Raw genomic sequence first — 26,304 nt, 5'->3', positions numbered from 1 at the left:
CCAGCTGAAGGTAGACCCGGCGTTCTTCCACCAGGGCACGTGTCCCCGCGTTGACCGAGCGGTCCCGGATCTTGAATTCCATCGCTTCCCCTGAGGTGGGGTGTTGCGACGATCACTAGAACTCAAGGATCGCGGGGGCCGTCGCCGTGGAGAGGCCGGCGGCTCCGACGTGCCCCGCAGCCGCCGGCTCCGTTCGGGGAGCCGTCGGTAGGGGCTTACGGCCTCGGGTCAGTACGCGCCGGTGGCCTGGGACTGGGCCCAGGCTCCGCACGGGGTGTCGTAGCGGCCCTTGATGTAGTCGATGCCCCACGAGATCTGGGTGGCGGGGTTGGTCCGCCAGTCACTGCCGTGGGAGGCCATCTTCTCGCCGGGGTAGGACTGCGGAATCCCGTAGGCGCCCGAGCTGGGGTTCTCGGCCAGCGGGTTCCAACCGCTCTCCTTCTCCCACAGGGGTTCGAGGCAGTCGTGGAACTCGCTGGCGGCCCAACCCTGGGCCAGGACCATCTCCAGGGCGATGGCCTTGGGGTCTCCGGAGGGGACGGGGACCTCCTCTTCCTCTTCCTCCTCCTCGATGTCACTCCCCTCGACCTGGGCCGTCTGGACCCCGTTGCCGAGGGCGGCGTCACGCTGTTCCTGAGCCTGGGTGCGCAGGCTCTGGATCTCCTCCTGGCTCAGCTGCTCGGAGAAGAACACGTCCTCTACGGCCTCGGTGGCCTCTGCGGCCTCGGTGTCGGCGGTGGGTTCCTCGGTGTCCGGTGTGGCGGCACTGGCCGCCATGTCCGGGGCGACGTCGTCACCCGTGAAGGCGGAGACGGCGAAGGTCGCACCCGCGACGAGGGTCGCCGCACCGACCGCCGCCGTACTGCGCAGCGACATTCGGTTGAGTAGCACGGTTGCCTTTCCCAAGAGGGGGTCATGGGCAGGGAAAGCTCATTAATACCAGTTGTTGGCCTGGGAGTGGGACCAGGCTCCGCACGGGTTGCCGTAGCGGCCCTTGATGTAGTCGATGCCCCACGCGATCTGGGTGGCGGGGTTGGTCCGCCAGTCGTCACCGTGGGAGGCCATCTTGCTGCCGGGAAGGGACTGCGGAATACCGTAGGCGCCCGAACTGGGGTTCTCGGCCGTGTGGTCCCAGCCGCTCTCCTTCTCCCACAGGGGTTCGAGGCAGTCGTGGAACTCGCTGGCGGCCCAACCCTCGTCGAGGACCATCTGGAGGGCGATCTCCTTGGGCGCCCCGGAGGGGGCCGACGCGGTGGAGGCGTCGCCGGAGGAGCCGGAGCCGTCGGAGGAGTCGGCCTCGGGCTCCGGTTCGGGCTCGGGCTCGGGGATCTCGCTGCCCTCTCCGCTGGCGGACTGGACGGCCCCGGCGACCGCCGCCTCGGCCCGCGCCCGGTTCTCCTCGCGCTGGGCCTCCCGTTCGCGGCTCTGGGGCTGCGCCGCGGCGAAGAACGCGTCGGCGTCCCCGCCGCCTTCCTCCGCGGGCTTCTCGGAGGCGGCCGACCGCTCGGGGGCCACCGCGGCGGAGGAGAGCTCCCTGGGATCGACCGGGCCGCCCGACGCGGTCGCTGCGACCGCGAACGTACCGCCGGCGACGAGGGCCGCGGCGCCGACGGCACCCGCATGGCGCAGTGAGAAAAGCTGGTGTAGCAAGATCGCCCTTTCGCGTAGACGCACACGTGCCCTACGGGCGTTCGTGTGTCTGCTTCGCCGCTGCTGACCACGTGGGCCCGGAGGTGATGTGCGCGGTGGGACGGATCCGCCGTTCGACCAGCCGCGACACGGGTTGCGCCACGTGGGAGGGGATGTGTGCAGCGGGTCCAGACTGCATCATCGTCACGATGAAGTAACGCCAGTTTTACTGTGCCTTGGCTCACATTACGGAATGCACCCGAAACACACGGCTTTGACCTGGCTTTTGACACGAAGAGTAAACAGCAGACCAAGGTGTGTCGGGGGTGTGGCAAGGATCTCCGAGCCCTCCGGTGGGGACGCGTCCCACCGGACGGGGTGCTCATGAGTATCCGTACGGATGTGCGCGGCCTCGTCGGGGGCGAGGATGGCGCCATGAACGTCCACGGATCCCCGCCCTCCCCCGAGGGGCCCCGCCCCGGGTGCCCGGACTGCCGCGCTCCGCTGCCCGTCCGGCCCCGGGCCTGCCCGCGGTGCGGACTCCTCCTCGTCGGCGGCACGGCCCAGCGCCTGTGGCGGATCGACTCCGAGATCGCCGTGCTCGACAGCCGACGACAGGAGCTGTACGGCGAGCGCGCCGCCGTGGTGGAGCTCCTACGCGAGGAGTCGGCGTGGGCCGTCTCCCGCGCGGGCGCCCGACCCGGGGTGCACGCCGCCGGCGCTCCCGGTACTCCCGGTGCTCCCCACGCCGCCGAGGCGGCCGGCGGCGCGTGGCAGCGGCCCCCGGGCCCGGCGCCCGCGCCGGCTCCCGCAGCCGCGCACCCTCAGGCGGCTCCGCCGGCCGGGGAGGTCACCCGGCGCTCCGCGCAGAACGTCATCCTCGGGCTGGGCGGCCTGCTCGTCGGCATCGCCGCCCTGGTCTTCGCCATCTGGACGTGGAGCGACATGGGCACCGGCGCCCGCGCCGGAGTCCTCGGGGTCACCACCGCGGCATTCGCCGCCCTGGCCCTCCCGCTGCACCGGCGCGGTCTGAGGGCCACCGCCGAGACCTTCGGCTGCCTGGCCGCCGCGCTGCTGTGCGTCGACGCCCTCGCCCTGTGGCTGTTGATGTCCGACCGGTTCGGGGGCGGGCCCGGCTACACGGCCGCGGCGCTGGCCGTCATCGGCTCGCTGCTGGTGCTCTATCCGGTGCTCGTGCCGCTACGGTCCCCGCGTGTCATCGCCGCCCTGCTGTGCCAGCCGGTCCCGGTGCTGTCGGTGTTCTCCCTGCCGTCCGGCGAGGCGTGGTACTGGGCGCTGCCCGTCCTCGCCGCGACCGCGTTCGGCGACCTGCTCGTGGTCAGGTGGCTCGGTGAGCCCCGGCCGGGCCGCCCCGTGCGCACCCTCCACCTCACCGCGGCGGTGCTGTGGGCGCTCACCCTGCTCCTGACGGCCGTGCTGGTCCTCGCCGACCCCGGCTCCGACGCTTCGCAGACCCGGTGGGCCCTGGCCGCCGCCCTGCTGCTGTCGGGTGCGACCGGTCTGCTGCTCTCCCGGCGCCCCCTCGGCACCGCCACCGCCGGGAGACGGGCCCCCGCGACCGCCCCCGCGGCCATCGCGCTCCTGGCACTGGGTATGACGCCGCTGGCCGCCGGGCCCGCGCACCTGCCCGTGCTGCCACGGGTGCCCGCGGCCCCGTGGAGCGGCGGTCCCTCCACCGCGACCGAGCCCGTGCTCCAGGTGCTGGGGCTCTCCATCGGTCCGATGACCGGCCCGGCCCACGACCCGCTCCACCTGGCCGCGATCGTGGCCTGCGCCGTACTGTCCCTGGGCGCGGCGGCCCTGCTGCGCCGCGACGCGCTCGTGCCCGCCGCCGCCCTGGTCGCCCCGCCGACGCTGCTGGCGTTCCCGCTGCTGCTGGGGCTGCCGCACGTGGTGGCGACCGTGTGGGCGCTGCTGGTCGGCGCCGCGCTGGTACTGGGCACGGTCCTGCCGCCGCGTCGGCGCACGGCCTGGGTTCCGGCGGTCACCGGAGCCCTGACCCTGGTCACCGGTCTGCTGTGGTCGCTCCCGGACCAGTACACCTCCCTGGGAGCGCTGCTGTTCCTGAACGCGACCGCGCTGGTCACCGTACTGCTGTACCGCCGTACCGCTTCCGGGGGCGTCCCGGCGTCGGCGCCGTACGGGGCGGGGCTGCTCCTGTGGTCACTGGCCCTGCTGACCGGCGCGTTCTTCCTGCTCGGACTCGTGATCTCGGAGGCGGTGCCGCCCCCGGCGTGGTGGCTGCTCGCCGCCGCGGGCCTGCTGTCCGGGGCGACCGCACTGGCGCTCGGCCGGACACCCGCCCCCGTCGCCCCGGCGGACCGCTCCGCACCCGACCCCCGGACGCCGTTCACCCTCCTCGGGCTGCTCCTGCTGGCGACCGCCCCGCTGCTCGCGGGGCGCGCCCAGAGCCCCGGCCTACCGCTCCTCCCCCGCGCCGAACCGTGGTCGGAGCCCGTGTCGGCGATGTCGGCCCCCGCGTACTCGGTCCTGGGGCTGTCGGCTCAGGCGGGCACCGCGGCGTCGGCCGGAACGGCGGTGGCAGTGCTCGCGGCCGGTGTCGCGGCGGTGGCGCTGGCCAGGCTGCTCGACCGGCGCCGGACAGCGATCGCCGCCGCACTCGCAGCACCGGCCGCTCTGGTCCCGCTGCCGCTGGTCCTGGACGCGCCGCTTCTCGCCGCGCTGGTGTGGACGTTCGCGGTGGGCTCGGCGCTGGCCCTGTGGTCGGCTCTGGCCCGGGACCGGTGGGTCGGCCTGGTGGCGGGGGCGACCGGGCTCCTCACCTTGGTGCTGGGGTCGGGCTGGGCACTCGCGCAGGAGCACGCGAGCACCGGTGCTCTGATGGCGGTCGCGGTGGTCGGCGCGGTGGTGGCGGCGCTGGCGCGGACCCCCGTCCCGGCGATCTGCGCCACGGCGGTGGCCACGGCGGCGACGGGGGCCTTCGCCCTGGCCCTGCCGCTGCTGCTGGGAGCGCCCGTGGAGTACGCGGCGCTGGCTCCGATCGCGATGGTCGCCGCGGTGGCCGTGGCGGCGCCGAGGCTGAGCGGTCCCCTGGTACTGGCGACGGAGGTCCCGGCGTGCCTGTGGGCGGTGGCGGCTCTGGTCGTCACCGTTTCGGCGGGGGCGCGGCTGGAGTTGGTCGCGCTGGCGCTCGCGGTGGTCGGGGTGATCGCGCTGGCGACCGCCGTGCGGCCCGACCGGCGATGGTACGCGTCGGCGGGGGCCCTGCTGATGTTCGCCGCGCTGTGGACGGTGCTGGCCGCGTGGGACGTGGCCGTGCCCGAGGCGTACACGGTGCCGCCCGCCCTCGCCGCGCTGGCCATCGGCTGGGAGTGGAGCCGCAAGGCGGCCGGGACACCGTCGAGCTGGTCCGCCTACGGTGGCGGGCTGATGCTGCTGCTCCTGCCCACGGTGGTGCTGGTGCTCATGGAGGAAGGCATGGTGTGGAGAGTGCCCGCCGTGCTCCTGCTGGGGCTGGCCGTGGTCGTGTGGGGCATGCGCCGACGGCTCCAGGCGGCGCTGGTACTGGGCGGACTGGTGCTGGTGACGACGTCGCTGCGGGCGTTCGGGCCGCCGCTGTGGGACCTGACCCGGCTGGTGCCGAACTGGCTTCCGTTCGCCGTCGCGGGCGTACTGCTGCTGGTGATCGGCGCCCGGTACGAGGCGAGCCTGGAGCGGCTGCGGCGCCTGGGCCGGTTGGTGGCGGGCATGCGCTGAGCCGGTGGACCGCCGTTTGACCTCGACAGCGGTTGAGGTCGCAGAATCGGACCCGTCCGAGAACCGAGACCGAGGAGGGCCGCCGTGCCCGACGTACGCACTCCGGTGCCCGTGCCCGACGCCGTCTCCGGCCGGCTGCGCACCGACCGGAACGTGTGGCTGTGCACCCTGCGCCGCGACGGCTCGCCGCACGTCACACCCGTGTGGTTCGTCCACCTGCGCGACCGCTGGTGGGTCAGTGTGGGCGCGGGGTCGGTCAAGGCCCGTAACGCGGCCGCCGACCCGCGGGTGTCCCTGGCCCTGGAGGACGGCGACGCGCCCGTGGTGGCCGAGGGCCGGGCCACGGTGCGCACGGAGGGTTTCCCCGAGGACGTGGTCGAGGCCTTCCAGGAGCGGTACGGCTACGACATCCGCACGCCGTTCCCGGAGACCAAGGACACCCGTGCCCTGCTGGAGGTGGCGGTGACCCGCTGGCTGCTGGACGGCACGGCGCGGTAGGGACGCGCACGGGCCGGTCCCACCGGAGGCGGGCGCCACCGCCGCGCTCCCGGTGGGGGAACGCCGTTTTCCGGACCCCTCCCCCAGGCCGGATCGCCGCTACCGACCCGGGGGGGAAGGGGACCTGACCGATGCGCCCGGCGTTACAGGGGCTCTTCATCGACCTGGATGTCCCACTGGACGTCGCCGCCGTCGACCGAGGTCGTCGTGACGGTCACGCCGTAGTTCATGCCGCCGTCCACGAGGTTGCAGCGGATCTCGGCGCCCACCTCCGCTGGGAGGCCCTCGGGGCAGGAGAAGTCCTCCGGGGCCCGGCCGACCGACGCCTCCAGCTGCGCGACCGACTGCTCGACGACCTGTTCGGCGGGGACGGTGTCACCGCTCGCCTCGACTCCGGTGCCGTCCTCGGCGGCGGTGTCGTCCTCGGCGGCGACGGTGTCGTCGACCTGGACGTCCCACTGGACGTCGTCACCGTCGACCGAGGTGGTCGTGACGGTCACGCCGACGCTCTCGCCGCCGCTGGTGAGCTCGCAGCGGATCTCGGCGCCCACCTCCGCGGGAAGGTCCTCGGAGCAGGAGAAGTCCTCGGGGGTCTGGCCGATCTGCTCGGTCAGCATCTCGCTCGACCGCTGGGCGACCTGGTCGGCGTCGACGGCGGCGGGGCCACCGATACTGAAATCGAACGAGCAGCCGGTGACCAGGACCAGGGGCAGCGCGCCCAGAGCCACTCCGATGATCCGACTACGTCTGGCCTGCCGCATCGCGGCCTCCTCTAGTGTGCTGTGACATACCAGGTGGACAGACCCCGCGAACGGCGTGGGGGTTCCGGGGCCGGGCGCTTCGATACGCAGTCGTGGCCTCATTCCCGGTTCGTTCACCCGGTGTTCGCGGGGAGGCCGCCCGAGCCGGTCACGGCGCACGCGACGCCTGGGGGCGCGCTCCCCACCGAAGCACCGACGCACCCGCGGGCCCCGTGGGGCTCCGTCCGGGCCCGGGAAAGGGCACCCGTGGACGGCGGAGGGCCCGCCCCGGATCCACCGGAACGGGCCCTCTGTTCGATGCGTGCTCGCCCATCCCCTGAGGGTGTCGTCCCGGAGAGTCCGGGGGTCCCGCCCACAGGACGCCAGAACGAGGAGGGCTCCGCGCCGCGGGCGTCCGTTGAGGGTGACGGGCGAAGCGGAGCGGAGCCCTAAGAGAACACTGCTAGTTCTCCAGCATCTCGGTGACCAGGGCGGCGATCGGCGACCGCTCGGACCGGGTCAGGGTGACGTGCGCGAACAGGGGGTGCCCCTTGAGCTTCTCGATCACCGCGACCACACCGTCGTGGCGGCCCACGCGCAGGTTGTCGCGCTGGGCGATGTCGTGGGTGAGCACCACCCGCGAGTTCTCGCCCAGGCGGGACAGCACCGTGAGCAGCACGTTGCGCTCCAGGGACTGGGCCTCGTCCACGATCACGAACGCGTCGTGCAGCGAGCGGCCCCGGATGTGCGTGAGCGGCAGGACCTCCAGCATCCCCCGGTCCACGATCTCCTCGATGACGTCCTCGCTGGTCACCGCGGACAGGGTGTCGTGCACCGCCTGGCCCCAGGGGGTCATCTTGTCGTTCTCGGTGCCGGGCAGGTAGCCCAGTTCCTGGCCGCCGACCGCGTACAGCGGCCGGAACACCATCACCTTGCGGTACTGGCGGCGCTCCAGGACGGCCTCCAGACCCGCGCACAGGGCCAGGGCCGACTTGCCTGTGCCCGCGCGTCCGCCCAGGGACACGATGCCCACCTCGGGGTCGGTGAGCAGGTCGAGGGCGATGCGCTGCTCGGCGCTGCGGCCGTGCAGGCCGAACACGTCCCGGTCACCGCGCACCAGCTTCACCGACTTGTCGGGCTGGACCCGGCCCAGCGCCTTGCCGCGTTCGGACACCAGCACCAGTCCGGTGTGGCAGGGGAGCTCGCGGGCCTCCTCGATGTCGCTCGCGCCACCCGTGAACAGCTCACCGATCTGGTGGGCGGGCACGTCCAGTTCGGCCATGCCCGTCCAGCCGTGCTCGATGGCGAGTTCGGCGCGGTACTCGTCGGCGGCCAGGCCGATCGAGGACGCCTTGATCCGCATCGGCAGGTCCTTGCTCACCAGCACGACCTCCGCGCCCTCCTCCTGGAGGTTGCGGGCCACAGTGAGGATCCGGGTGTCGTTGTCGCCGAGCCGGAAGCCCGCCGGCAGGATCCCCGGATCGCTGTGGTTGAGCTCCACACGCAGCGTTCCGCCCTGTTCGTTCACCGGTACCGGGACGTCCAGACGGCCGTTGGCGGCCCGGAGGTCGTCGAGGCGGCGCAGCGCGTTGCGCGCGAAGTATCCGAGCTCAGGGTGGTGACGCTTGCTCTCCAGCTCGGTGATCACCACCACGGGGATGACGACCTCGTGCTCGGCGAACCGGCTCATGGCCTGAGGGTCGGCGAGCAGGACGCTGGTGTCGAGCACGTGGACGCGCCCACCCTCTGCCACCTCCGTGTGGGGGTCGGCGGGGGACTGGGTGTCACGGTGATCGGTAGAGGAACTAGCCACTCGTTCTCCCCTTGGGCACCACTGGGGCGCCCTACTGTCACGGGATCATGGAGGACCGGGACCTGACCCGCGAGGGCCGGGTCCGGCCCTCCTCTTTGACGTTCCGCGAGGGCGGAGGAGATCAATGAGCCGGGGCCTCCCGAACGGGTGGGCGAACGCCACCCGCTGCTTACGACGCTACGCGTCCGTGCTCCCGTTTCCAAGGGACCTCCCCCTCCGCGCGGTGAACTCCGCGTGAAGAGGGCGGCCCCCGGAAGGACCCGGGGATCAGGATCCGTAGCGGCGGTTGCGCGCGCCGTACGAGCGCAGTGCGCGCAGGAAGTCCACTCTGCGGAAGGCAGGCCAGAAGACCTCGCAGAAGTAGAACTCCGAGTGCACGCTCTGCCACAGCATGAAACCGGACAGGCGCTGCTCCCCCGACGTGCGGATGAGCAGGTCGGGGTCGGGCTGACCGCGCGTGTAGAGATGCCGTGCGATGTCCTCGATGTCCAGGCGCTCGGCCAGCTCCTGGATATCGGTGCCCTTGGCCGCCTCCTCGTGGAGGAGGGACCGAACCGCATCAGCGATCTCACGTCTACCTCCATACCCGACGGCGACGTTGACAACCAGGCCCGGGTTACCGGATGTGGCCGCCTCCGTCTCCTTGAGCTCGCGGGCGGTGGAGTCGGGCAGGATGTCGAGGGCTCCGACGGGGCGCGTGTTCCACCCCTCCTCGCGCAGCCGGGCGATGGTCTGCTCGATGATGCGCACGAGCGGACCGAGCTCGGACTCGTCGCGGGTGAGGTTGTCGGTGGACAGCATCCAGAGGGTGACCACCTGGACGCCCACCTCGTCGCACCAGCGCAACAGCTCGAAGATCTTGTTCGCACCCGCCTGGTGGCCCTGTTCGGCCCCCTGGAGGCCGCTGCTCTTGGCCCAGCGCCGGTTGCCGTCCATGGCCACGCCGACGTGGCGGGGGATCTCCTGGCTGGTCAGCCTGCGTTCAAGACGCCGCTCGTACAGCCAGTACAGGGGGTCACGCATCCCCATTGGCGAAACCTTTCAGAGCTGGATGGGACAGCACACCGCTGGAAAGGATGTGTTGACGGGGTTGGTTCCAGCGTAGTTCGCCCGCGGGGACTACGTCACAGCCAGGGACTTGCGCACGTGCTTGCGCCCCTGGTGGATACGGGACTTGACCGTGCCCAGGGCCAGATCGAGCTCGGACGCGATCTCGTTGTAGTCCATCTGGCACAGGTCGCGCAGGACCAGGGGGGCCACCAGGTTGGGGCGGTCCTTCTCCAACTGGTCGAGGGCCTCCAACAGGTCGATACGGGAACCCGCGATGACACTGGTCGTGCGGGGGTCGCTCTGGTGGGGCATACGCTCGGCCTCGGTGGGGAACTCGGCCGAACGGCGCTTCATCGAGCGGTAGGTCTGCCGGGCGGAGTTGGACACCACCGTGTACAGCCAGGTGGTGAACAGGGAGTCGCCCTTGAAGCTGTCGATCTTGCGGGCCACGCGCAACAGCGCGTCCTGGCACGCCTCCTCGGCGTCCTGGCGGTAGGGCAGGAAGCGTGCGCACCGGCGCAGCACCTCGGGCTGGATCCGCCGGAGCAGGGCGTCCAGGGCCACGGCGTCGCCGGCCTTGGCCTGGCGCGCGAGCTCCTCCAACTCCTCGTCGACGTTGCTGGCCACCCGGCGCCGGGGCGCGGGGGTCGTCTCCTCGTTGTCTGCGTGGTCACTACTGCGCATGGCTGGTCTCTCCCTGACTGACGGCAGACGTCCGGCCGTCCGCTGCGGACGCGTGTGCGCCCGTCTGTTTCGAGGGTCACACGTGTATGGGACGTCTACGGTCCCCGTCCGGCTCCGCCCCCGCGAAAATCCACATTTCCTCGCGGCCGTTCACACGGCGCGGAATCCGTCGGGCCGTCTTCGGTGTCCATGGCCGAAGGATCCCGGTACCACCCGGTGAGGGGATCATATAGACGGTAGGCAATGTGAAGGTACAGATGGTGTATTAGTGGGCAGCGACCGCGTATTCACCCCCGACAGACCGAGGCGGAAATGAGCCAACCGGAGGCCTTCGGACGTTACCGCGTCATTCGGCGCCTTGGTTCCGGCTCCTTCGCCACGGTCTGGCTGGCGCAGGACGACCTGCTCAACTATCCGGTGGCCATCAAGGTACTCGCCGAGAACTGGGCGCACCAGATGGACATCCAGTACCGCTTCCTGGAGGAGGCGCGCATTCTGCGCCAGACCGACTCCACGTGGCTGGTGGCGGTGCACGACGTGGACGTGCTGCCCGACGGGCGGCCCTACATGGTGATGACCTACGCCGACCAGGGAAGCGTTGCAGACCTCGTCCAACGAGGTCAACTGCCCTTGGACGAGGTCCTGAGGCTGCTGACCGAGATCGGCCAGGGCATCACCGTGCTGCACAACCACGGCACGATCCACCGTGACATCAAGCCGTCGAACGTGCTGCTCCAGTCGTCACCGGTGGGTCAGCGGGTGCTGGTGGCGGACCTGGGGTTCGCCAAGTCGATCGACGAGGCCTCGGGGTTCACCGCCGCGGCCGGGACGCCCGGCTACATGTCGCCGGAGCAGAGCATCCCCGGCGGTGACCTGGACGTTCGCTCCGACGTGTACTCGCTGGGCGCGGTCGCCTACGAACTCATCACCGGCCGGCCGCCGTCGCGTCCGCCGGTGAGGATTCCCCCTGGCCGGATCCGGCCAGGTCTGCCTCCGGCGCTCGACGAACTCATTCTGTCGGCACTTTCGGTGGACCGGGAAAGCCGTCCTGCGGACGCCAAAACCTTCACCGACCGGGTCAGGACGATCCGTATGGCGCCCGACCTGCCCCAGGCGGTGCCGTGGTGGCAGCGGTACCGGATGCCGTGGCAGCGGACGGCGGCGCTGCTGGTATCCCTCGCCGTGCTGACGGGCACCGTCACGGCCTCGGCCGGCAGTCCGGGCCTGTCCCTGACCACGGTGCGCTACGCCACCCAGCAGCTCCGCGTGCAGGTGCCGCTGGTGTGGGCCCGCGAGTTCCACACCGGCCGGGAGGTGTACCCGGCGGCCGGGACCGGGTCCGAGCCCGAACCGGGGCTGCTGGTGGCGACAGACGCCGACGGGTGGTCCTCCGACGACACGCGGTCCTACGGGGTGTACGCGACGGTGGTGCCGGACGACCGCGGCCTGGGCGGGACCGGCACCGGTCCGTGCGGGAGCGCGCCGAGGGAGCGCGAGCTGGACACCGGCGTCTGGAGGGGCACGGTGTGGGAGTGGCCCGAGTGCGCCGGCAACGGCTCGTTCAGCAGCGCCGCCGTGCACCAGCCGGGCGTGCCGGGAACCGTGTACCTGGAGGTCCGCCAGCCGGGATACCGCCCCGACCTGGTGGACGAGATCATCAACGGCACGTCCGTGAACTGAGCACGCACCGAGGCCGCCGCCTTCGCCCCTTCTCCTCTTTTCCTCCGGCGGGGCCGATGAGTCCGCGCCCCCGCCGGAGTCTGTTCCTGGTGAGGTCCCCGTTCGGTGGGGGCACGCACGAGGAGGAGCAGCGGCCATGGCGAGCACGCACACCCTGGAGACACCCGACGGAACCCTGTACTACGAGGTGCGCGGCGAGGGCCCCGTCCTCGTACTCGCGGGCGCTCCCATGGGCGCGGAGGAGTTCGTCCCCGTGGCGGACGTACTCGCGCGGGACCGCACCGTCCTCACCCACGACCCCCGGGGCATCTCCCGCAGCACCCTGAACGACCCGGAGCAGGACTCCACGCCCGAGCTGCGCGCCGACGACGTCGTCGCCCTCCTGGACGCCCTCGGCGCGGACTCCGCGGACGTGCTGGGCTCCAGCGGCGGCGCGGTGACCGCGCTGGCACTGGCCCGGCGGCACCCCGGCCGGGTCCGTACGGCCGTCGCGCACGAGCCGCCCCTGATGGAGCTGCTGCCCGACGCCGCCGAGCAGCGCGCGGCGATGGAGGACCTCATCGCGACCTACCACCGGGAGGGCGTGGCCGCGGCCTGGGCCAAGTTCATGGCCAACGCCGGATTCCCGGTGGAGGAGGGCGACGGCGCTCCGGCCGAGGAGCCCTCGGAGCAGATGCTCGCCGACAGCGCCCGCTTCTTCGCCCACGAACTGCGGGAGACCGCCCGGTACGTGCCCGACACCGACGCCCTGCGCGGCGGCCCGGTCCGGGTCGTCGTCGGTGTCGGCGCGGACTCCGGCCCCCTGAGCACCTCCCGCTCCTCCGTGGCGCTGGCCGACCTGCTCGGTACCGCGCCGGTCACCTTCCCCGGCGGACACGGCGGCTTCACCGACGATCCCGAGGGCTTCGCCGCCGTGCTGCGCGGGGTCCTGGAGTCCCGGCGCTGAGACGGCGGGGACTCAGCCCCGCAGCTGCTCCCGCAGGTCCTCGGGTGAGGTGACCGGGAGCTTGCAGACGAAGCCCTCGCACACGTAGGCGGTCGGCTGCCCGCCGACCGGCGCGCGGTCGCGCAGCAGCGGCACCCCGCCGTCGTCGCGGCCGTCGCCCCGGGACAGCACGGTGCCCAGCGGCGCCCAGGTCAGCGCGGTGCGCACCAGCTCACCGGTCCGGAGGTCCCCGGGGTCGCCCACCACCGCGACGGCGCGCGGCCCGGTCAGGAGCGCCTCTCCGGTGGCCAGGCCCCATCCGGCGAACCGGGGAGCCTTCTCCGCCAGCACCGCCACCGGCGACAGCGCCTCCTCGGCGGCGGCGCGGTGGCGCTCCGAACCGGTCAGCGCGGCGTGGGCGAGCAGTGCGGACGCCGCCGCCGACCGGCCGGACGGCGTGACGTTGTCGGTGGGGTCCTGCGGGCGGTTGAACAGCTTCTCGGCGTCGTCGGCGGTGTCGTAGAACCCGCCGGCGCCGTCGCCGAAGTGCTCCAGGACGGTGTCCAGCAGGCGTCCGGCCTCATGCGCGTACCGCGCTTCCCCGGTCACCCCGTGCAGGACGAGCAGTCCCTCCGCGACGTCGGCGTAGTCCTCCAGCACACCGGCGCTGGTACCCGGCCGGCCGCCCCGCGAGGTGCGGGCCAGGCGCCCGTCCCGCAGGTGTACGCGCAGCAGCAGGTCCGCGGCCCCGCGGGCGGCCTCCACCAGGTCGGGGCGCTCCAGCAGGACGCCCGCCTCGGCCAGGGCCGCGATCGCCAGGCCGTTCCACGCGGCCACGACCTTGTCGTCGCGCGCGGGGGCCACCCGCTCCAGGCGGGCGTTGAACAGCGCCTCCCGGACCCGCTCGTAGCGCCAGGGGTCGGCGGGCGGCTCGGGCAGTTGGAGCACCGAGGAGCCGTGCTCGAAGGTGCCCTCCTCCGTGATGCGAAACACCTCGGCCGCGAAGGCCGCGTCCTCCCTGTCGAGGACCTCCCGCACCTGGGCGGGGGTCCACACGTAGTAGGTGCCCTCCGCGCCCTCGCTGTCGGCGTCCAGCGCCGAGGCGAACCCGCCCTCGGGCGTGCGCAGGTCGCGCAGCATCCAGTCCGCGGTCTCCCCGGCCACCCGGCGCAGCAGGGCGTGCGTGTCACCCTCGATGACGCCCGGCCCCGGGGGGCGGCGGGCCATACGCGTGTAGGAGCGCAGCAGCAGCGCGTTGTCGTAGAGCATCTTCTCGAAGTGGGGGACGACCCACTCCTGGTCCACCGAGTAGCGCGCGAACCCTCCGCCGAGCTGGTCGTAGATGCCGCCCCGGGCCATCGCCAGCGCGGTCCCGAAGGCCATCAGCCCGGCCGGGGTGGGCTCGTCGGCGGTCTGGAGGGATCCGGTGCGCTCGTCCTGCGCGGTGAGGAAGGACAGCAGCATCGACGGCGGGAACTTGGGCGCGGTGCCGAAGCCGCCGTGCCCGTGGTCGTAGTCGCGCACCAGCGCCTGGACGGCCAGGTCGAGCTGTGCGGCGGAGGGCGGAGGCGCGTCGGGCAGGGTACGCGGGCCGCTGAGCGCCTCCACCACCCGCTTCCCCTGGTCGAGCAGCTCGGTGCGCTGCTCCCGCCAGGCGTTGGCCACGGCCTCCAGCAGGCGCTGGAAGTGGTCGCGCGGGAAGTAGGTGCCGCAGTAGAACGGGGCGCCGTCGGGGGTGGTGAACACGGTCATGGGCCACCCGCCCTGGCCGGTCATGGCCTGGGTGGCCTCCATGTAGACCGCGTCGACGTCGGGGCGCTCCTCGCGGTCCACCTTGACGTTGACGTACAGGGCGTTCATCCGGTCCGCGGTCGCCCCGTCCTCGAAGGACTCGTGGGCCATCACGTGGCACCAGTGGCAGGCCGAGTATCCGATGGAGACGAGCACGGGCACGTCGCGTCGGCGCGCCTCGGCGAAGGCCTCCTCACCCCAGGGCCACCACTCCACGGGGTTGTCGGCGTGTTGCAGCAGGTACGGGCTGGTCGCGTCGCTCAGGCGGTTGGACATGCTCCAACTCTGCCATCCGAAGCCGGGAGCCGTCTGCCTCCCGGGGCGGGAACCGTCCCGTTCCCGCTGGGTCAGGGCGGGAGACGGTCCCTCAGGTCCGCGGGGCGGTGTCCTCCGCGGAGGCGTCCCCGGAGGAGGACCTCACGGCGAAGTCGTCGTCCTTGGGCAGGGCGCGGAGCTTGCCCATGAGGCTGCGCATGAGGAAGTACAGCCCGACGCCGATCGCGAAGACGACGAGGAAGCCCAGGACACCGGGTGTCACGGTGTCGCTGTTGAGTTCGAAGTCGCTCGCCAGCACCGTCGCGGACGGGAGAAGGGTGTTCATACCGCTCATACTCTCACTGCTTCTCGGACGCCCGCGAAGAGGTCCTTCTCAGGGACCTCGGTGTCCACCGTCGAACGCACCAGGTGGTAGTCCTCGGTCGGCCAGGCCTCCGCCACGACGTCGTTGGGCACGGCGAACCAGAACCCGTTGGGGTCCACCTGGGTGGCGTGCGCCTTGAGGGCCTCGTCGGCGAGGTCGAAGTACTCGCTGCAGTGCACGCGCGTGGTGATCTCCCAGCGGGGGCGCTCGCGGTCCTTGAGCCTCTTCATCCACTCCTCGAAGGGGTTCTCCATGCCGCGCGAGGCGAGTATGTCGGCCAGGGCCTCGAACCGCTCGGGCGGGAAGGACACGAAGTAGTACAGCTTGAGCGGCTGCCAGGGCTCGCCCGCGTCCGGGTAGGCGTCGGGGTCGCCCGCGGTGTCGAAGGCGTGCATCGACACCTTGTGGGTCATGATGTGGTCGGGGTGCGGGTAACCGCCGTTCTCGTCGTAGGTGAGGACGACGTGCGGGCGGAACCGGCGGATGGACGCCACGAGGGGTGCGGCGCCCTCCTCGACCGGGAGGGTGGCGAAGCTGCCCTCCGGCAGGGGAGGCAGCGGGTCGCCCTCGGGCAGGCCGGAGTCGACGAAACCGGCGAACTCCTGCTGGACGCCGAGGATCTCCCTCGCCCGGTCCATCTCCTCACGGCGGACCTGGGCGATGTTCTCACGGATCTCGGGACGTTCCATGGCGGGATTGAGGATGTCGCCGCGTTCGCCACCGGTCATGGTGACGACCAGCACGTCGACGCCCTCGTCCACGTAGCGCGCCATGGTGGCCGCGCCCTTGCTGGATTCGTCATCGGGGTGGGCATGAACGGCCATAAGGCGCAGGCGCTCGGACAACGAAGGGTTCTCCTTGACTAGTGGCCGGACGCGGGGCGCGGCCGTCCGGCTCCCCGGTGCCCGGATCGGACGACTCACGCGCGGGCCGCGTGGGGAGGCTGTCAGGTCGGGGATATCTTAGACAACACCGTCCCCTTGTTCGGAGATTCCCGATGCAGCCGACCCCGGAAGAAGACGCCGTGAACAGTGCCGACGAAACCCCGGCCGACACCGCGGCCGAATCCCCGGTCCGTGCCGCGCCGGCGCCCGCGCTGCGCAAACGCCACGGCAACGGCCCGGTCTTCTTCGTCATCGCCGCCGTGTTCGCGGTGGTGAGCGCGGTCGGCTGGGGCTACTCCGTGATGAACTACAGCGGTCTGGGCGGCGGCGTGTACCACCAGGTGGTGTCGTATACGGCGCCCACGCCCCAAGAGGCGACCATCGTCTACGAGGTGAACAGCAGGAACGGCGCCGAGTGCCTGATCGTGGCACTGGACGAGAAGCTCGTCGAGGTGGGCCAGGCGGACAGCGATGTCGAAGCCGGGAACCGAACGGTCACCACGACCGTTGAGACGCTTCGTCAGGCTGCCACGGTAGAAGTGGCCTCGTGTAGGGAACAAGGTTCACAGGACTGATCCACCGAGCCCCTTCCCACCGGCCGGCAGCACCGGTGAGACGTGAGTACCCGTGCGCCACGGCGCACGGTGATATTCTCGTAAGTTCAGCTCAGGCCGCTTGGTGGCCTCTGCTACTAGTACACAAGGAGTTCCCGTGACCCAGACCCGCGATGACAACGTCACCTGGCTCACCCAGGAGGCGTACAACCGGCTCAAGTCCGAGCTGGACCACCTGTCGGGGAGTGGGCGCATCGAGATCGCGGAGAAGATCGAGGCGGCCCGGGAGGAGGGCGACCTCAAGGAGAACGGCGGCTACCACGCCGCCAAGGAGGAACAGGGCAAGATGGAGGCCCGCATCCTCCAGCTCACCGAGATCCTGCGCACCGCGCGGGTCGGCGAGGCGCCCCGTACCGAGGGCGTGGTCGGCCCCGGCATGACCGTCACCGTCAAGTTCGACGGGGACGAGGACGAGGTCACCTTCCTGCTCGCCTCCCGCGAGGAGAGCGGCGCTCCGATCGATGTGTACTCCCCGAAGTCACCTCTGGGGTCCGCCATCAACGGCAGGCGTGTGGGGGAGAAGGTCAGCTACCAGCTCCCGAACAACAAGAGCCTGGGAGTCGAGATCATCGACGCCGTTCCCTACACCGGCATGTGACACACCCAGCGGATCAGGTGGGGGGCGGCGTCCAGCCGCCCCCGCCGCTTTCGGGGGTGTTCCCCGGCCGGGGCGCCCCGCCGCGGACGCGTCCGCTCCCCGAGCGAAAGGCCTCCGAAGGGAAAGGGATCCCTTCGGAGGCCTTTCGCGTCGTAGTCTCGTCATAGTCTCGAAGAGCCCCCCCGCGTACCGGCTTCCGCAGGCCGTCCCACCGACGAACCAACCGAGGAACCTCCGCCGCCATGCCCCCGACCCACTGGAATCCCAAGGATCCCCGTCCCGTCGCGTATCCGCCCCCGAACGGGGGGTGGGGCCCCGCCCCCGGCCAGGGCGCTCCCCCGCCCGGTCCCGGCTGGGGCCGGCCCGTCTCCGGCCCGCCGCAGGGCTGGCCGGGCCCCGGCATGCCGCCGGGACAAGGTATGCAGCCGGTCCAGGGCATGCCGCCGGGGCAGGGCGCGTCCCCGCCCGCCGGGCCGGAGCCGGCCACCTTCGGCCGCCGCCTGGCCGCCCGCACCATCGACTACGTCCTCGCGCTCTTCGCCGCCGCGGCGTTCTTCGTCGTCATGGCCGTCGTGACGGTGGTCCTCACCGGCAGCGACCAGACCACCGACGCCGAGGGCACCCTGTGGGCCGTGCTGTTCGTGTTCGGCTGGGGCCTGCTGCTGTTCTTCTACGACTGGCTGTACCTGGTCACCTGGGGCCGCACGCTCGGCAAGATGATGGTCGGGATCAAGGTGGTGAGCGCCGCCGACGGAGGAAGGCTCAGCCAGGGACAGGCGCTGGGCCGCTCCGCGTTCTTCGGACTCCCCCAGTCGCTGCCGGGCCTGGGCCACGTCTTCACCATGGCCGAGTCCATGGCCGCGTTCGGCGACCGGCGGAACCGCTCCCTGCACGACCGGGTCGCCGGGACCGTGGTCATCCGCACCTGAGGGCCGGCCGCCCCGCTCCTACCCGAAGGCCAGCAGGCAGGCGGTGAACCCGTGCACGTGGTTGACGCCGCCGACCGGGCCGATCTCCCCCGCGGCGAAGAATCCGGCGACGGAGCCGGCGCCGAGGACGCGGTGGACCGCGAGGACGTCGTGGTCGGCGTGCGGGAAGAAGGAGGAGCCGCGGCCGTTGCAGGAGAAGAGCAGGCCGGCGCCGACGGAGTGCTGGGCGCCGAAGTCGGTGAGGCGCCGGGCGAGGTCCTCGTCGGCGGTACCGGCGTCGCGGACCTGGAAGCGGACGGTCTGGCCGATCTCGACCATGTCGCCGATGGTGAGGGCGCCGAGTTCGGGATCGGCTCCGGCGAGGGTGCGGATGAGGAAGTCGCCCTGCTCGTGGGCGTCGGCGTACTCGTCCATGGCGATACCGACGTGCAGGCCCTGCTCTGCGAGCACGCGGTCCTCCTCGGAGAGGTCCTCGACCAGCTCCTCCAGCTTCTCGTAGGCGCTGACACCGGCGAGTTCGAGGAGGAGGTTGCCCTCGGCCTTGGTGACCGTCATGGCCGGGCCGACGGGGCGGCAGCCCTGGCTGACGACGGCGCCGAGGACGTTCTCGCCGCCGACGAGGATCCCGATGGCGCCGTTCTCGGCCACCTCGCCCTCGCAGAAGAGCCGCACGGACTCCTCGCCGCGCATGCCGTCGGCCATGCCGCCGACGAGGGGGAGCCCGCCGAGGGCCTCGGTGGACTCGCGGACGAAGGCCTGTGTGGGGAACTCGTAGGGGTTGGTGAGCAGGACGGCGGCGCGGTCACGCGGCCCCGGCTCGCGCATGCCGACGACGGCCAGGTGGTCCTCCTCGATGATGGTGTCCAGGCGGAACGGGGTGATCTCGACCCCGGGCAGGCTGGCGCACCACACGCTGACCGCGCCCTGGCCCTCGACGCCCCGGCCGCCGCCGATGACCCCGGTGGAACTGCATCCGAGGGTGACGGCGTCCCCCGCCAGCTCCATGACGCGCCCGCCCGCGAGGGTGACCTCATCGGGGTCGGCGCCGCAGACGAAGAAGCACACCAGGTCGGCCGGACCGTCCACCTGTTCCAGGGCGTCCAGTACGGCGCGCTCGGCCGCGTTCACGAGGTCGGCCCCCGTCTTCAGTGCATCGCCGAACCGTGCCACCAACTGCCACCCCCGGTTTCGCCGGCCCTCACGGCCGGACGCAGGACTCCGTCGTCGTGTCCCATTCTTCCACCACAGCGCCAATCGCGGGGTCCGACGGTGCACGGGCCCGGCCCCGGAGCGGGGCGGGCGCACGGGCGGGGCGATGCCTGCGGCCCCGGGGAAGCCGGGGGACTCCGTCGGCGCGGGGCCCGCTCCGGGATAGGTTCGAAGGCGTGAGCGCCCTCCTTCCGCCCCCGGCCCCGCCCCCGCTTCCGCGCACCCTCGCGGCGCTGCGCGAGTCCGGGCACGTCCACCGCCCGGTCGCCGCCGAGGTGCGGGAGAACCTGCTCCGGCGGATGGGCTCCGGGGAGCCCCGCTTCCCGGGGGTGCACGGGTTCGACGCCACCGTGCTGCCGAGGATGGAGCGGGCCCTGCTGGCCGGACACGACATCGTGCTGCTGGGCGAGCGCGGCCAGGGCAAGACCCGGCTCATCAGGACCCTGACGGCCCTGCTGGACGAGTGGTCCCCGTCGGTGGCCGGGTGCCCGGTCAACGACCACCCCTACGCGCCGGTCTGCCCGGCGTGCGTGCGCCGTTCGGCCCGGGAGGGCGACGGCCTGCCGGTGGTGTGGCGGCACCGCGGGGAGCGCTACGGCGAGAAGCTGGCCACGCCCGACACCGGGGTCGGCGAACTGGTGGGCGACGTGGACCCCGCACGGCTGGCGGAGGGTCGCTCACTGGGTGACCCGGAGACCATCCACTACGGCCTGGTGCCGCGTGCGAACCGGGGCGTGTTCTGCGTCAACGAACTCCCCGACCTGCCCGCGCGGGCCCAGGTGGCGCTGTTCAACGTGCTGGAGGAGCGCGACCTCCAGGTGCGCGGCTACAGTCTGCGGCTGCCGCTGGACCTGCTGCTGGTGGCGAGCGCGAACCCGGAGGACTACACCAGCCGGGGACGGATCGTCACCCCGCTCAAGGACCGCTTCGGCGCGCAGGTGCGCACCCACTACCCGCCGGCCCTGGCCGACGAGCTGGCGCTCATCCGGCAGGAGGCGGCGCTGCCCGAGGGCACGGTGGTGCCCGCGCACCTGCTGGAGGCCGTGGCGCGCTTCACCCGGCTGGTGCGCGCCTCCAGGAAGGTGGACGCCCGTTCGGGCGTGTCGGTGCGCTTCTCGGTGACGGCGGCCGAGACCGTGGCGGCCTCGGCGCTGCGGCGGGCGGCCCTGTCGGGCGAGGAGCTCCCGGTGGCGCGGGTGTGCGACCTGCCCGCGGCGGTGGAGCCGCTGCTGGGGAAGGTCGAGTTCGAGATGGACGCTGAGGGCCGCGAGGCCGAGATCCTGCACGCGCTGCTGCGCCGGGCGGTGGCGGAGGTGTTCCGCGAGCGCCTGGGCGAGGCGGACCTGTCGCCTCTCAGCGACCGCTTCTCCGGAGGCGGCACGGTGGAGACCGGCGACCTCGTGGGCGCCGCCGAGCTGCTGCGGCGGGTGGGCGCGGTGCCGGGGCTGGCGACGATGATCGAGCGCGCGGCCCCGGACGCCGAGGACGGGCCGCCCACGCCGGGGCTGGCCGCCGCGGTGGTGGAGTTCGCGCTGGAGGGCCTGTACCTGGAGCGTCGGCTGTCCAAGGACACGCTCCCCGACGGAGGGGTCTACCGCTTCTGACCGGTCGGCCGGAGACGTCGCCGGTGAGCCGCACGAGACCCGGCCATGGACGGTCCTGTACTCATGGGGGGAGTTCGGGTACCGGGCCTCGCCACGGGTACGGGACCGACGTGTGCGGAGCGGGGCTGTGCGCCTTTCCGGTCACGGCATCGGCGGGACCGTCGGCTTCGGGCCCGGGAGGGTGTCGGTGCGTGTGTGCATGGGAGGCGAGTGCGTGTGAGGTTCCGGTACCGGGCGTACATGGGCGGGCCCGATCCCCTGGCAGACCCCGACCCGCCGCCCGAGGAGGCCGTGGCCGCGGCGCGTGAGCTCCTGGCGCTGGTGGCCTCCGGGTCCGCCCTCTGGTCCGGGGCCGCTTCCTTCTCCGAGGAGGACCGGCTGGAACTGGCCGCCCTGACGGGATCCCTGTCCCGGTACGCCGACGGCGACCGCGGCGCCCTCGACGAGGTGGACGCCGTCGCCGTGGGGCGCCTGCTGGACCGGTTGCCGGGCCGGGAGGCCGGGCGGGCCCTGGCGCGCCTGGACGAGGCCGACCACGGCCTGAGCCCCCGAGAGCTGCGCCGCCTGGGCGAGGTGGCCCTGCGCGACGCCGGACTCCCCCGGCGCGGGCGGGGCGCCCGCGGCGGCGTCCACCGCGGCGGTACCGCGCCCGGCGGCGAGCCCACCGGTTCCTCCCTGCCCCTCGGCGAGGACGGTGACCGGCCCCTGGACGCGGTCGCGACCGTGCGCGAGGCCGCGCTGCGCCGGTCCCGCCCCGGTGAGCGGGACGTGGTGCTGCGCGCCGAGGACGTGCGGGTGGTGGAGGCCGAGCCCTCGGAGGCCGCCGCCGTGTCTTTGCTGGTGGACCTGTCCCACTCGATGGCGGCCCGGTCCCTGCACGAGGCCGCCACCCGGACGGCGCTGGCCCTGCACGCCCTGGTGTCCACGTACCGCCCGCAGGACCGGCTGCACCTGGTCGGTTTCGGGGAGCGGGCCCGGGAGCTGTCCCCGGGCGAGCTGGTGGCCCACGACTGGCACAGGGTCCCGGGCACGAACCTGCACCACGCGCTGCGGCTGGCCCGCGCCCACCTGCGGCGCCACGGCGACCTGCGCCCGCAGGTGCTGGTGGTCACCGACGGCGAGCCCACCGCCCATCTGGGCGAGGACGGCGACGCCCGGTTCTCCTGGCCCCCGGCCCCGCGCACGGTGGAGCTGACCGTCGCCGAACTGGACGCGGTCCTGGGCGCGGGCGCGGAGGTGACCTTCTTCCTGCTGGCGGACGATCCCCGGCTGCGCGCCTTCCAGGCCCTGGTGGAGCGGCGTCGCGGCGTGCGGGTGGTGCACGCCGGCGCCGACGAGCTGGGGGCCCTGGTGGTGGACCGCTACCTGGACCGTCCCCGCTAGGCCGTCGGCCCGTCCGCCACCGCACGGGCCGGGGACGGGTCAGCGTTCGAAGATGTTGACGTCGGAGGCCAGGACCAGCAGTTCCTCGGGTGCCTCACCGCCGGAGTAGAGCAGCTGGTGCCGGTTGGCGGGCATGACCGTCTCGGTGAACCGCAGCGGGCGCTCGCCCTCGTAGACCACCCGTTCCTGGACCAGCAGGGGGATGCCCGGCCCCAGGCCGAAGGAGTCGGCCTCGCTCTGGGACGGCATCCGGGCGCCGACGATGTCCCAGTTCCACTCCTCCCGGAGGCCCAGGGACCGCAGGACCGCGGTCACCCCCTCCTCCAGGGGCTCAGGGGACATGAGCGGAGTGTTGCCGGCAATGTCGTACGGGAAGTAGGTGACCTGGGACTGCCACAGGCCGCCCTCGACGAACCGGTCGGAGGAGCGGATGACGACCAGGTCCCCGCGCGCGGCCTCCCCCACCTCGTGGCGCAGCCGCTTGGCCACCTTGGGCCGCATGGTGTCCAGGCTGACCTTGACCTTCTCCTGGACCTGGTGGTACCCGGACTCCCGCAGGTGGGGCTGGTAGCCGGCCTTGAAGCGCTCGGAGTCGCCGCCGCCCGTGACGGGGGTGGCCAGGTGGACGATGGGCCGGTGGTCGGCGACGAAGGCCCCCCGTCCGGCACGGATGGCGATGCGCCCCTCGTCCTGGAGGATGCGCATCCCCAGGCGCGCGGTGGCACGGGAGACGTCGAGCTGCTCGGCGAGCTCCTCCTCCCCCGGAAGCCGCTCACCCGGCCCGTACTCTCCCCTGGCCAGCGCCTCGCGCAGGTGGTCGGCGACAACCGTCTTCCTCGACGTGCTCATGCGTGTGCTCAGTCCCGGTGGTAGGCGTTCATGTTGCCGTGCTCGTACTGGTAGCGGATGCTGTGGCCCGCGTAGACGGTGTGCACCAGCCGGATCGGTCGCTCCTCGGACAGGTCGGTCCGGTGGACGGTCAGCACCGGGACCCCGGGCGGGAGTTCGAGCTGGCCGCCCTCCTGCGGGCTGGGCATGCGGGCCTCCAGCTCGTCGACGAACCCGGCCTGGCGCTGCCCGTGCTCCGCCAGCACCGCCAGGGCGCTCTCGACGTCCTCGGGCAGCATGAGCGGGGTGCCCTCGACGAGGTCCATGGGGTAGTAGGCGGAGCTGATGGAAGCCGAGACCTCCCCGGAGAACCGGTACATGCGGCGGACGACCGTCATGTCGCCCTCGGGGACGCGCAGGCGGCTGGCGATGTCGGGGGTGGCGCTGAGGATCTGGAGTTCCTCCAGGACCTGCCCGGCCATGCCGGACTCGTTGAGGCCGCCGGAGCCGCCCCTGCTGCGGTTGGCGTGGAAGGTCTCGGGGACGACGTCCTGGACGAAGTGCCCGCGGCCGGGACGGCTGATGATCAGCCCCTGGTTGCGCAGCATGCCCAGGGCCAGCCTGATCGTGTTGCGCGACGCCGCGAAGCGCTCCTCCAACTGCTTCTCCGAGGGCAACTGACCGCCCCGGGGCAAGACTCCCTCCTGCACCTCACGCCTCAGGATCCGAGCGATCTGTCGATATCTGCTTTCAGCCCGCATACATCAGTCCTCGCCGGGGTACTAGACCAACAACCTAGCTTGTACCAACAAGGTGATCGGTACACCAGACGAACAGGTCCATCTGGTCAGCATGAACCCATCTTAGATGAAGGCCACCCTAAGTACACGGTTCCGCGGCCGGGAGGACCTACGAGAAGGGAAGAACCAACGGTCCCCGTCACTTCGACCCAGGCGCCTGACCCCAGCGCAACACCTTGATTGGAACCGCATCAGGTGAGACACCGCGCAACGTCCCCTCGCTCGGCCGGGGGGCGCACAGAACGCAGATAGGAACCTCCCCCAAGGAGAACAGAATGATCCCCATCCTCATCGCGCTGGTCGGAGTCGTGCTCCTGGGACTGGCCACCGGGTTCTTCCTCGCCGTCTCCATCGGCATCCGCCGCCGGGACAGCCGGGGCACCTACCGCTCGCTGCGCGACGACGAGGAGAGCACTCCCCTCTCCCGCACCGGAAGCCTCGTGGTGGGGCTGCGCTTCCGCGACGGCGGGCACACCGCCCCCGACCCGGACCACGCCCCCTCCGGCCGCGTTCCCTCCTCCGGCCGCACGCCCACTCCGGTCTGACCCGGGAAACAGCGAAACGGCGCCGCAGAGCACGGCGCCGCACGGGATGAGCACTACCTGGTACCGGGGACGAGCCGCGACGGGTCCGGCAGCGCGGCCGGGAACCCGCGCGGCACACGACCGGGTGGGAGCCCCCGCCGACGTCCGGGCAGGCGCCGGGCGGGGCCGGCACACGGCCTCCGCGCCCTCCGTACTTCCGGGCCTTCGGCCCCGGGCCTCCAAGCCGTGTTTCCTTGAAGCTCCGCCCGCTTCACCTCGTGCCCGGACGCCGCAGGCACGGGAACCCCTGGTCCCTACGGTGCGCCCGCCCATACCTCACGGGCGCACCCGCGCGACCTCCGGCAGCCCCGTCGGCGCCCCCGCTCCCGGCGGCACAGGACCGGGTCCACCGAACAGAACCTAGCCCTCCAGGGCCCTCAGCAGGTCGGCCACCAGGTCGTCAGCGGACTCGATGCCCACGGAGATCCGCACCAGGTCGGCCGGAACCTCCAGCGTGGAGCCCGCGGTGGACGCGTGCGTCATCCGCCCGGGGTGCTCGATCAGGGACTCCACACCGCCCAGGGACTCACCGAGGGTGAAGACCTCGGTCCGCTCACACAGGGCCAGCGCCGCCTTCTCCCCGTCGCGCAGGGCGAAGGAGACCATCCCGCCGAAGGACCTCATCTGCCGTTCGGCGGTCTTGTGCCCCGGGTGGCCCTCCAGTCCGGGGTAGAACACCTTCCGCACCGCCGGGTGGTCCTCCAGCGCGGCCACGACCCGCTCGGCGTTGGCGCTGTGGCGGTCCATGCGCACGCCCAGGGTCTTCGCGCCGCGCAGGGTCAGCCAGGAGTCGAACGGGCCCGGGATGGCGCCCATGGTGTTCTGGTGGAAGGCCAGGCGCTCGCCCAGCTCGGCGTCGGAGACCACCAGCGCTCCCCCGACCACGTCGGAGTGCCCGCCCAGGTACTTGGTGGTGGAGTGCACGACCACGTCCGCGCCCAGGGTCAGCGGCTGCTGGAGGTAGGGCGAGGCGAAGGTGTTGTCGACCACGTGCAGGGCGCCGGCGTCGTGCGCGATCTGGGCGACGGCCTCGATGTCGGTGATGTTGAGCAGCGGGTTGGTGGGCGTCTCGGTCCACACGACCCTGGTCTCGGGCCGGACGGCCGCGCGCACCGCCTCGGGGTCGGACTGGTCGACGGCGTCCCACCGCACACCCCAGCGCTCGACCACCTTGGAGACCAGGCGGAAGGTACCGCCGTAGGCGTCGCCGGGGATGATGATGTGGTCGCCGGGCGAGAGGACCGTGCGCAGCAGGGTGTCCTCGGCGGCCATGCCCGAGGCGAACGCCAGGCCGCGTGTTCCGGACTCCAGGGCGGCCAGGCACTCCTCCAGGGCCGCGCGCGTGGGGTTGCCGGTGCGCGAGTACTCGTAGCCCTGGCGCAGACCGCCCACGCCGTCCTGGGCGTAGGTGCTGGTCTGGTAGATCGGCACCACCACGGACCCGGTGCCGGCGTCCGGCTCCTGCCCCGCGTGGATGGCCAGCGTTTCAAACCCGTCGAACTTCATGGGGCCACAATAGTGCCCTCCGATCTCCCCGTTCCCGCTTTCCGTCCGTGCGGTGGCGCGTGCGGGCGGGATCACCCCGCACCCGGCTCCGCGGGAGGCGGTCGGCGACCCGATCACGGCCACGACTCCAGGACCGGTATAGTATGGACGGTATAGTTATTGGTTGCGCGAGAGAGG

The 26,304-nt window shown here is 72.3% G+C and carries 23 protein-coding genes; 10 read left to right on the top strand and 13 right to left on the bottom strand.

Features of this window, described 5'->3' with window-relative positions; translation table 11 throughout:
- Window positions 1-228 precede the first annotated feature (228 nt).
- Both NOSIN_RS26390 and NOSIN_RS26385 read right to left on the bottom strand, forming a co-directional pair.
- Entirely contained in the window at window positions 229-891 is a 663-nt protein-coding gene (locus NOSIN_RS26390; RefSeq protein WP_077693315.1) for an aggregation-promoting factor C-terminal-like domain-containing protein, read from the bottom strand.
- A 42-nt stretch (window positions 892-933) separates the two neighbouring features.
- Window positions 934-1,650, bottom strand: a complete 717-nt coding sequence (locus NOSIN_RS26385; RefSeq protein ID WP_077693314.1) for an aggregation-promoting factor C-terminal-like domain-containing protein — start codon at window positions 1,648-1,650, stop codon at window positions 934-936.
- Window positions 1,651-2,064: 414 nt separating this feature from the next.
- Between NOSIN_RS26385 and NOSIN_RS26380 the strand changes: the two genes are divergently transcribed.
- The gene (locus tag NOSIN_RS26380; RefSeq protein WP_077693313.1) at window positions 2,065-5,367 is read left to right on the top strand and encodes an SCO7613 C-terminal domain-containing membrane protein; all 3,303 of its coding nucleotides are present in this window, start codon (window positions 2,065-2,067) and stop codon (window positions 5,365-5,367) included.
- 84 nt (window positions 5,368-5,451) lie between these two features.
- Entirely contained in the window at window positions 5,452-5,865 is a 414-nt protein-coding gene (locus NOSIN_RS26375) for a pyridoxamine 5'-phosphate oxidase family protein (protein ID WP_077693312.1), read from the top strand.
- Between the two features lie 143 nt (window positions 5,866-6,008).
- Here the strand turns inward: NOSIN_RS26375 and NOSIN_RS26370 are convergent, their stop codons facing one another.
- The 4 genes from NOSIN_RS26370 to NOSIN_RS26355 all read right to left on the bottom strand — a co-directional run bounded on the left by NOSIN_RS26370 (window position 6,009) and on the right by NOSIN_RS26355 (window position 10,152).
- Window positions 6,009-6,626, bottom strand: a complete 618-nt coding sequence (locus NOSIN_RS26370; protein ID WP_077693311.1) for a DUF4333 domain-containing protein — start codon at window positions 6,624-6,626, stop codon at window positions 6,009-6,011.
- Between the two features lie 442 nt (window positions 6,627-7,068).
- Window positions 7,069-8,418, bottom strand: coding sequence for a PhoH family protein (locus NOSIN_RS26365; RefSeq protein WP_077693310.1), 1,350 nt, complete (start codon window positions 8,416-8,418; stop codon window positions 7,069-7,071).
- Between the two features lie 267 nt (window positions 8,419-8,685).
- A complete protein-coding gene (locus NOSIN_RS26360) occupies window positions 8,686-9,447 on the bottom strand; it encodes an isoprenyl transferase (protein ID WP_077693309.1) in 762 nt (253 codons plus the stop codon).
- Window positions 9,448-9,537: 90 nt separating this feature from the next.
- Window positions 9,538-10,152, bottom strand: coding sequence for an RNA polymerase sigma factor (locus tag NOSIN_RS26355; RefSeq protein ID WP_077693308.1), 615 nt, complete (start codon window positions 10,150-10,152; stop codon window positions 9,538-9,540).
- A 312-nt stretch (window positions 10,153-10,464) separates the two neighbouring features.
- Here NOSIN_RS26355 and NOSIN_RS26350 point away from each other — a divergent pair, with 312 nt between their 5' ends.
- Together NOSIN_RS26350 and NOSIN_RS26345 are read left to right on the top strand one after the other, a co-directional pair.
- Entirely contained in the window at window positions 10,465-11,832 is a 1,368-nt protein-coding gene (locus NOSIN_RS26350; protein WP_077693307.1) for a serine/threonine-protein kinase, read from the top strand.
- Window positions 11,833-11,968: 136 nt separating this feature from the next.
- Complete coding sequence (locus tag NOSIN_RS26345) at window positions 11,969-12,778, top strand: alpha/beta fold hydrolase (protein WP_077693306.1); 810 nt, start codon at window positions 11,969-11,971, stop codon at window positions 12,776-12,778.
- A gap of 12 nt (window positions 12,779-12,790) precedes the next feature.
- On the opposite strand, the gene NOSIN_RS26340 is transcribed toward NOSIN_RS26345, so the two are convergent.
- The 3 genes from NOSIN_RS26340 to mca all read right to left on the bottom strand — a co-directional run bounded on the left by NOSIN_RS26340 (window position 12,791) and on the right by mca (window position 16,033).
- A complete protein-coding gene (locus tag NOSIN_RS26340) occupies window positions 12,791-14,824 on the bottom strand; it encodes a thioredoxin domain-containing protein (protein WP_077693305.1) in 2,034 nt (677 codons plus the stop codon).
- A 91-nt stretch (window positions 14,825-14,915) separates the two neighbouring features.
- Window positions 14,916-15,149, bottom strand: coding sequence for a hypothetical protein (locus NOSIN_RS26335; protein WP_077693304.1), 234 nt, complete (start codon window positions 15,147-15,149; stop codon window positions 14,916-14,918).
- 5 nt (window positions 15,150-15,154) lie between these two features.
- Window positions 15,155-16,033: a mycothiol conjugate amidase Mca gene (mca, locus tag NOSIN_RS26330; protein ID WP_077693303.1), complete on the bottom strand. Its 879-nt coding sequence runs from the start codon at window positions 16,031-16,033 to the stop codon at window positions 15,155-15,157.
- Between the two features lie 152 nt (window positions 16,034-16,185).
- On the opposite strand from mca, the gene NOSIN_RS26325 reads away from it, so the two are divergent.
- The 3 genes from NOSIN_RS26325 (at window position 16,186) to NOSIN_RS26315 (ending at window position 18,213) form a co-directional block, all read left to right on the top strand.
- On the top strand, window positions 16,186-16,647 hold the full coding sequence (locus NOSIN_RS26325; protein WP_077693302.1) for a DUF4307 domain-containing protein: 462 nt from the start codon (window positions 16,186-16,188) through the stop codon (window positions 16,645-16,647).
- A 136-nt stretch (window positions 16,648-16,783) separates the two neighbouring features.
- On the top strand, window positions 16,784-17,284 hold the full coding sequence (gene greA, locus NOSIN_RS26320) for a transcription elongation factor GreA (RefSeq protein ID WP_077693301.1): 501 nt from the start codon (window positions 16,784-16,786) through the stop codon (window positions 17,282-17,284).
- Window positions 17,285-17,703: 419 nt separating this feature from the next.
- Window positions 17,704-18,213, top strand: a complete 510-nt coding sequence (locus tag NOSIN_RS26315; RefSeq protein ID WP_227015394.1) for an RDD family protein — start codon at window positions 17,704-17,706, stop codon at window positions 18,211-18,213.
- Window positions 18,214-18,231: 18 nt separating this feature from the next.
- Here NOSIN_RS26315 and NOSIN_RS26310 read toward each other — a convergent pair whose 3' ends face one another.
- A complete protein-coding gene (locus tag NOSIN_RS26310; protein WP_077693784.1) occupies window positions 18,232-19,383 on the bottom strand; it encodes an FIST signal transduction protein in 1,152 nt (383 codons plus the stop codon).
- Between the two features lie 215 nt (window positions 19,384-19,598).
- On the opposite strand from NOSIN_RS26310, the gene NOSIN_RS26305 reads away from it, so the two are divergent.
- Both NOSIN_RS26305 and NOSIN_RS26300 read left to right on the top strand, forming a co-directional pair.
- Window positions 19,599-21,026, top strand: coding sequence for a sigma 54-interacting transcriptional regulator (locus NOSIN_RS26305; RefSeq protein WP_077693299.1), 1,428 nt, complete (start codon window positions 19,599-19,601; stop codon window positions 21,024-21,026).
- Window positions 21,027-21,242: 216 nt separating this feature from the next.
- Window positions 21,243-22,409, top strand: a complete 1,167-nt coding sequence (locus NOSIN_RS26300) for a VWA domain-containing protein (protein WP_236743440.1) — start codon at window positions 21,243-21,245, stop codon at window positions 22,407-22,409.
- Window positions 22,410-22,448: 39 nt separating this feature from the next.
- On the opposite strand, the gene NOSIN_RS26295 is transcribed toward NOSIN_RS26300, so the two are convergent.
- Complete coding sequence (locus tag NOSIN_RS26295) at window positions 22,449-23,258, bottom strand: GntR family transcriptional regulator (RefSeq protein ID WP_077693298.1); 810 nt, start codon at window positions 23,256-23,258, stop codon at window positions 22,449-22,451.
- An 8-nt stretch (window positions 23,259-23,266) separates the two neighbouring features.
- Complete coding sequence (locus tag NOSIN_RS26290) at window positions 23,267-23,998, bottom strand: GntR family transcriptional regulator (protein ID WP_077693297.1); 732 nt, start codon at window positions 23,996-23,998, stop codon at window positions 23,267-23,269.
- A gap of 314 nt (window positions 23,999-24,312) precedes the next feature.
- Between NOSIN_RS26290 and NOSIN_RS26285 the strand changes: the two genes are divergently transcribed.
- Complete coding sequence (locus tag NOSIN_RS26285) at window positions 24,313-24,582, top strand: hypothetical protein (protein WP_077693296.1); 270 nt, start codon at window positions 24,313-24,315, stop codon at window positions 24,580-24,582.
- Window positions 24,583-24,981: 399 nt separating this feature from the next.
- Here NOSIN_RS26285 and NOSIN_RS26280 read toward each other — a convergent pair whose 3' ends face one another.
- Window positions 24,982-26,127, bottom strand: a complete 1,146-nt coding sequence (locus NOSIN_RS26280; RefSeq protein WP_077693295.1) for a cystathionine gamma-synthase — start codon at window positions 26,125-26,127, stop codon at window positions 24,982-24,984.
- Between the last annotated feature and the right edge of the window lie 177 nt (window positions 26,128-26,304).

This window comes from Nocardiopsis sinuspersici, from assembly GCF_001998325.1.
GTDB lineage: Bacteria > Actinomycetota > Actinomycetes > Streptosporangiales > Streptosporangiaceae > Nocardiopsis > Nocardiopsis sinuspersici.
Note: the sequence above shows the minus strand (reverse complement) of the source record. Positions and strands in the feature narration are given on the sequence as shown.

Coding starts and splice junctions, on each gene's coding strand:
- NOSIN_RS26380 (WP_077693313.1), top strand. CDS start 2,065: ATGAACGTCCACGGATCCCCGCCCTCCCCCGAGGGGCCCCGCCCCGGG.
- NOSIN_RS26370 (WP_077693311.1), bottom strand. CDS start 6,626: ATGCGGCAGGCCAGACGTAGTCGGATCATCGGAGTGGCTCTGGGCGCG.
- NOSIN_RS26360 (WP_077693309.1), bottom strand. CDS start 9,447: ATGGGGATGCGTGACCCCCTGTACTGGCTGTACGAGCGGCGTCTTGAA.
- NOSIN_RS26355 (WP_077693308.1), bottom strand. CDS start 10,152: ATGCGCAGTAGTGACCACGCAGACAACGAGGAGACGACCCCCGCGCCC.
- NOSIN_RS26350 (WP_077693307.1), top strand. CDS start 10,465: ATGAGCCAACCGGAGGCCTTCGGACGTTACCGCGTCATTCGGCGCCTT.
- NOSIN_RS26345 (WP_077693306.1), top strand. CDS start 11,969: ATGGCGAGCACGCACACCCTGGAGACACCCGACGGAACCCTGTACTAC.
- NOSIN_RS26340 (WP_077693305.1), bottom strand. CDS start 14,824: ATGTCCAACCGCCTGAGCGACGCGACCAGCCCGTACCTGCTGCAACAC.
- NOSIN_RS26335 (WP_077693304.1), bottom strand. CDS start 15,149: ATGAACACCCTTCTCCCGTCCGCGACGGTGCTGGCGAGCGACTTCGAA.
- NOSIN_RS26325 (WP_077693302.1), top strand. CDS start 16,186: ATGCAGCCGACCCCGGAAGAAGACGCCGTGAACAGTGCCGACGAAACC.
- NOSIN_RS26315 (WP_227015394.1), top strand. CDS start 17,704: ATGCAGCCGGTCCAGGGCATGCCGCCGGGGCAGGGCGCGTCCCCGCCC.
- NOSIN_RS26295 (WP_077693298.1), bottom strand. CDS start 23,258: ATGAGCACGTCGAGGAAGACGGTTGTCGCCGACCACCTGCGCGAGGCG.
- NOSIN_RS26290 (WP_077693297.1), bottom strand. CDS start 23,998: ATGCGGGCTGAAAGCAGATATCGACAGATCGCTCGGATCCTGAGGCGT.
- NOSIN_RS26285 (WP_077693296.1), top strand. CDS start 24,313: ATGATCCCCATCCTCATCGCGCTGGTCGGAGTCGTGCTCCTGGGACTG.
- NOSIN_RS26280 (WP_077693295.1), bottom strand. CDS start 26,127: ATGAAGTTCGACGGGTTTGAAACGCTGGCCATCCACGCGGGGCAGGAG.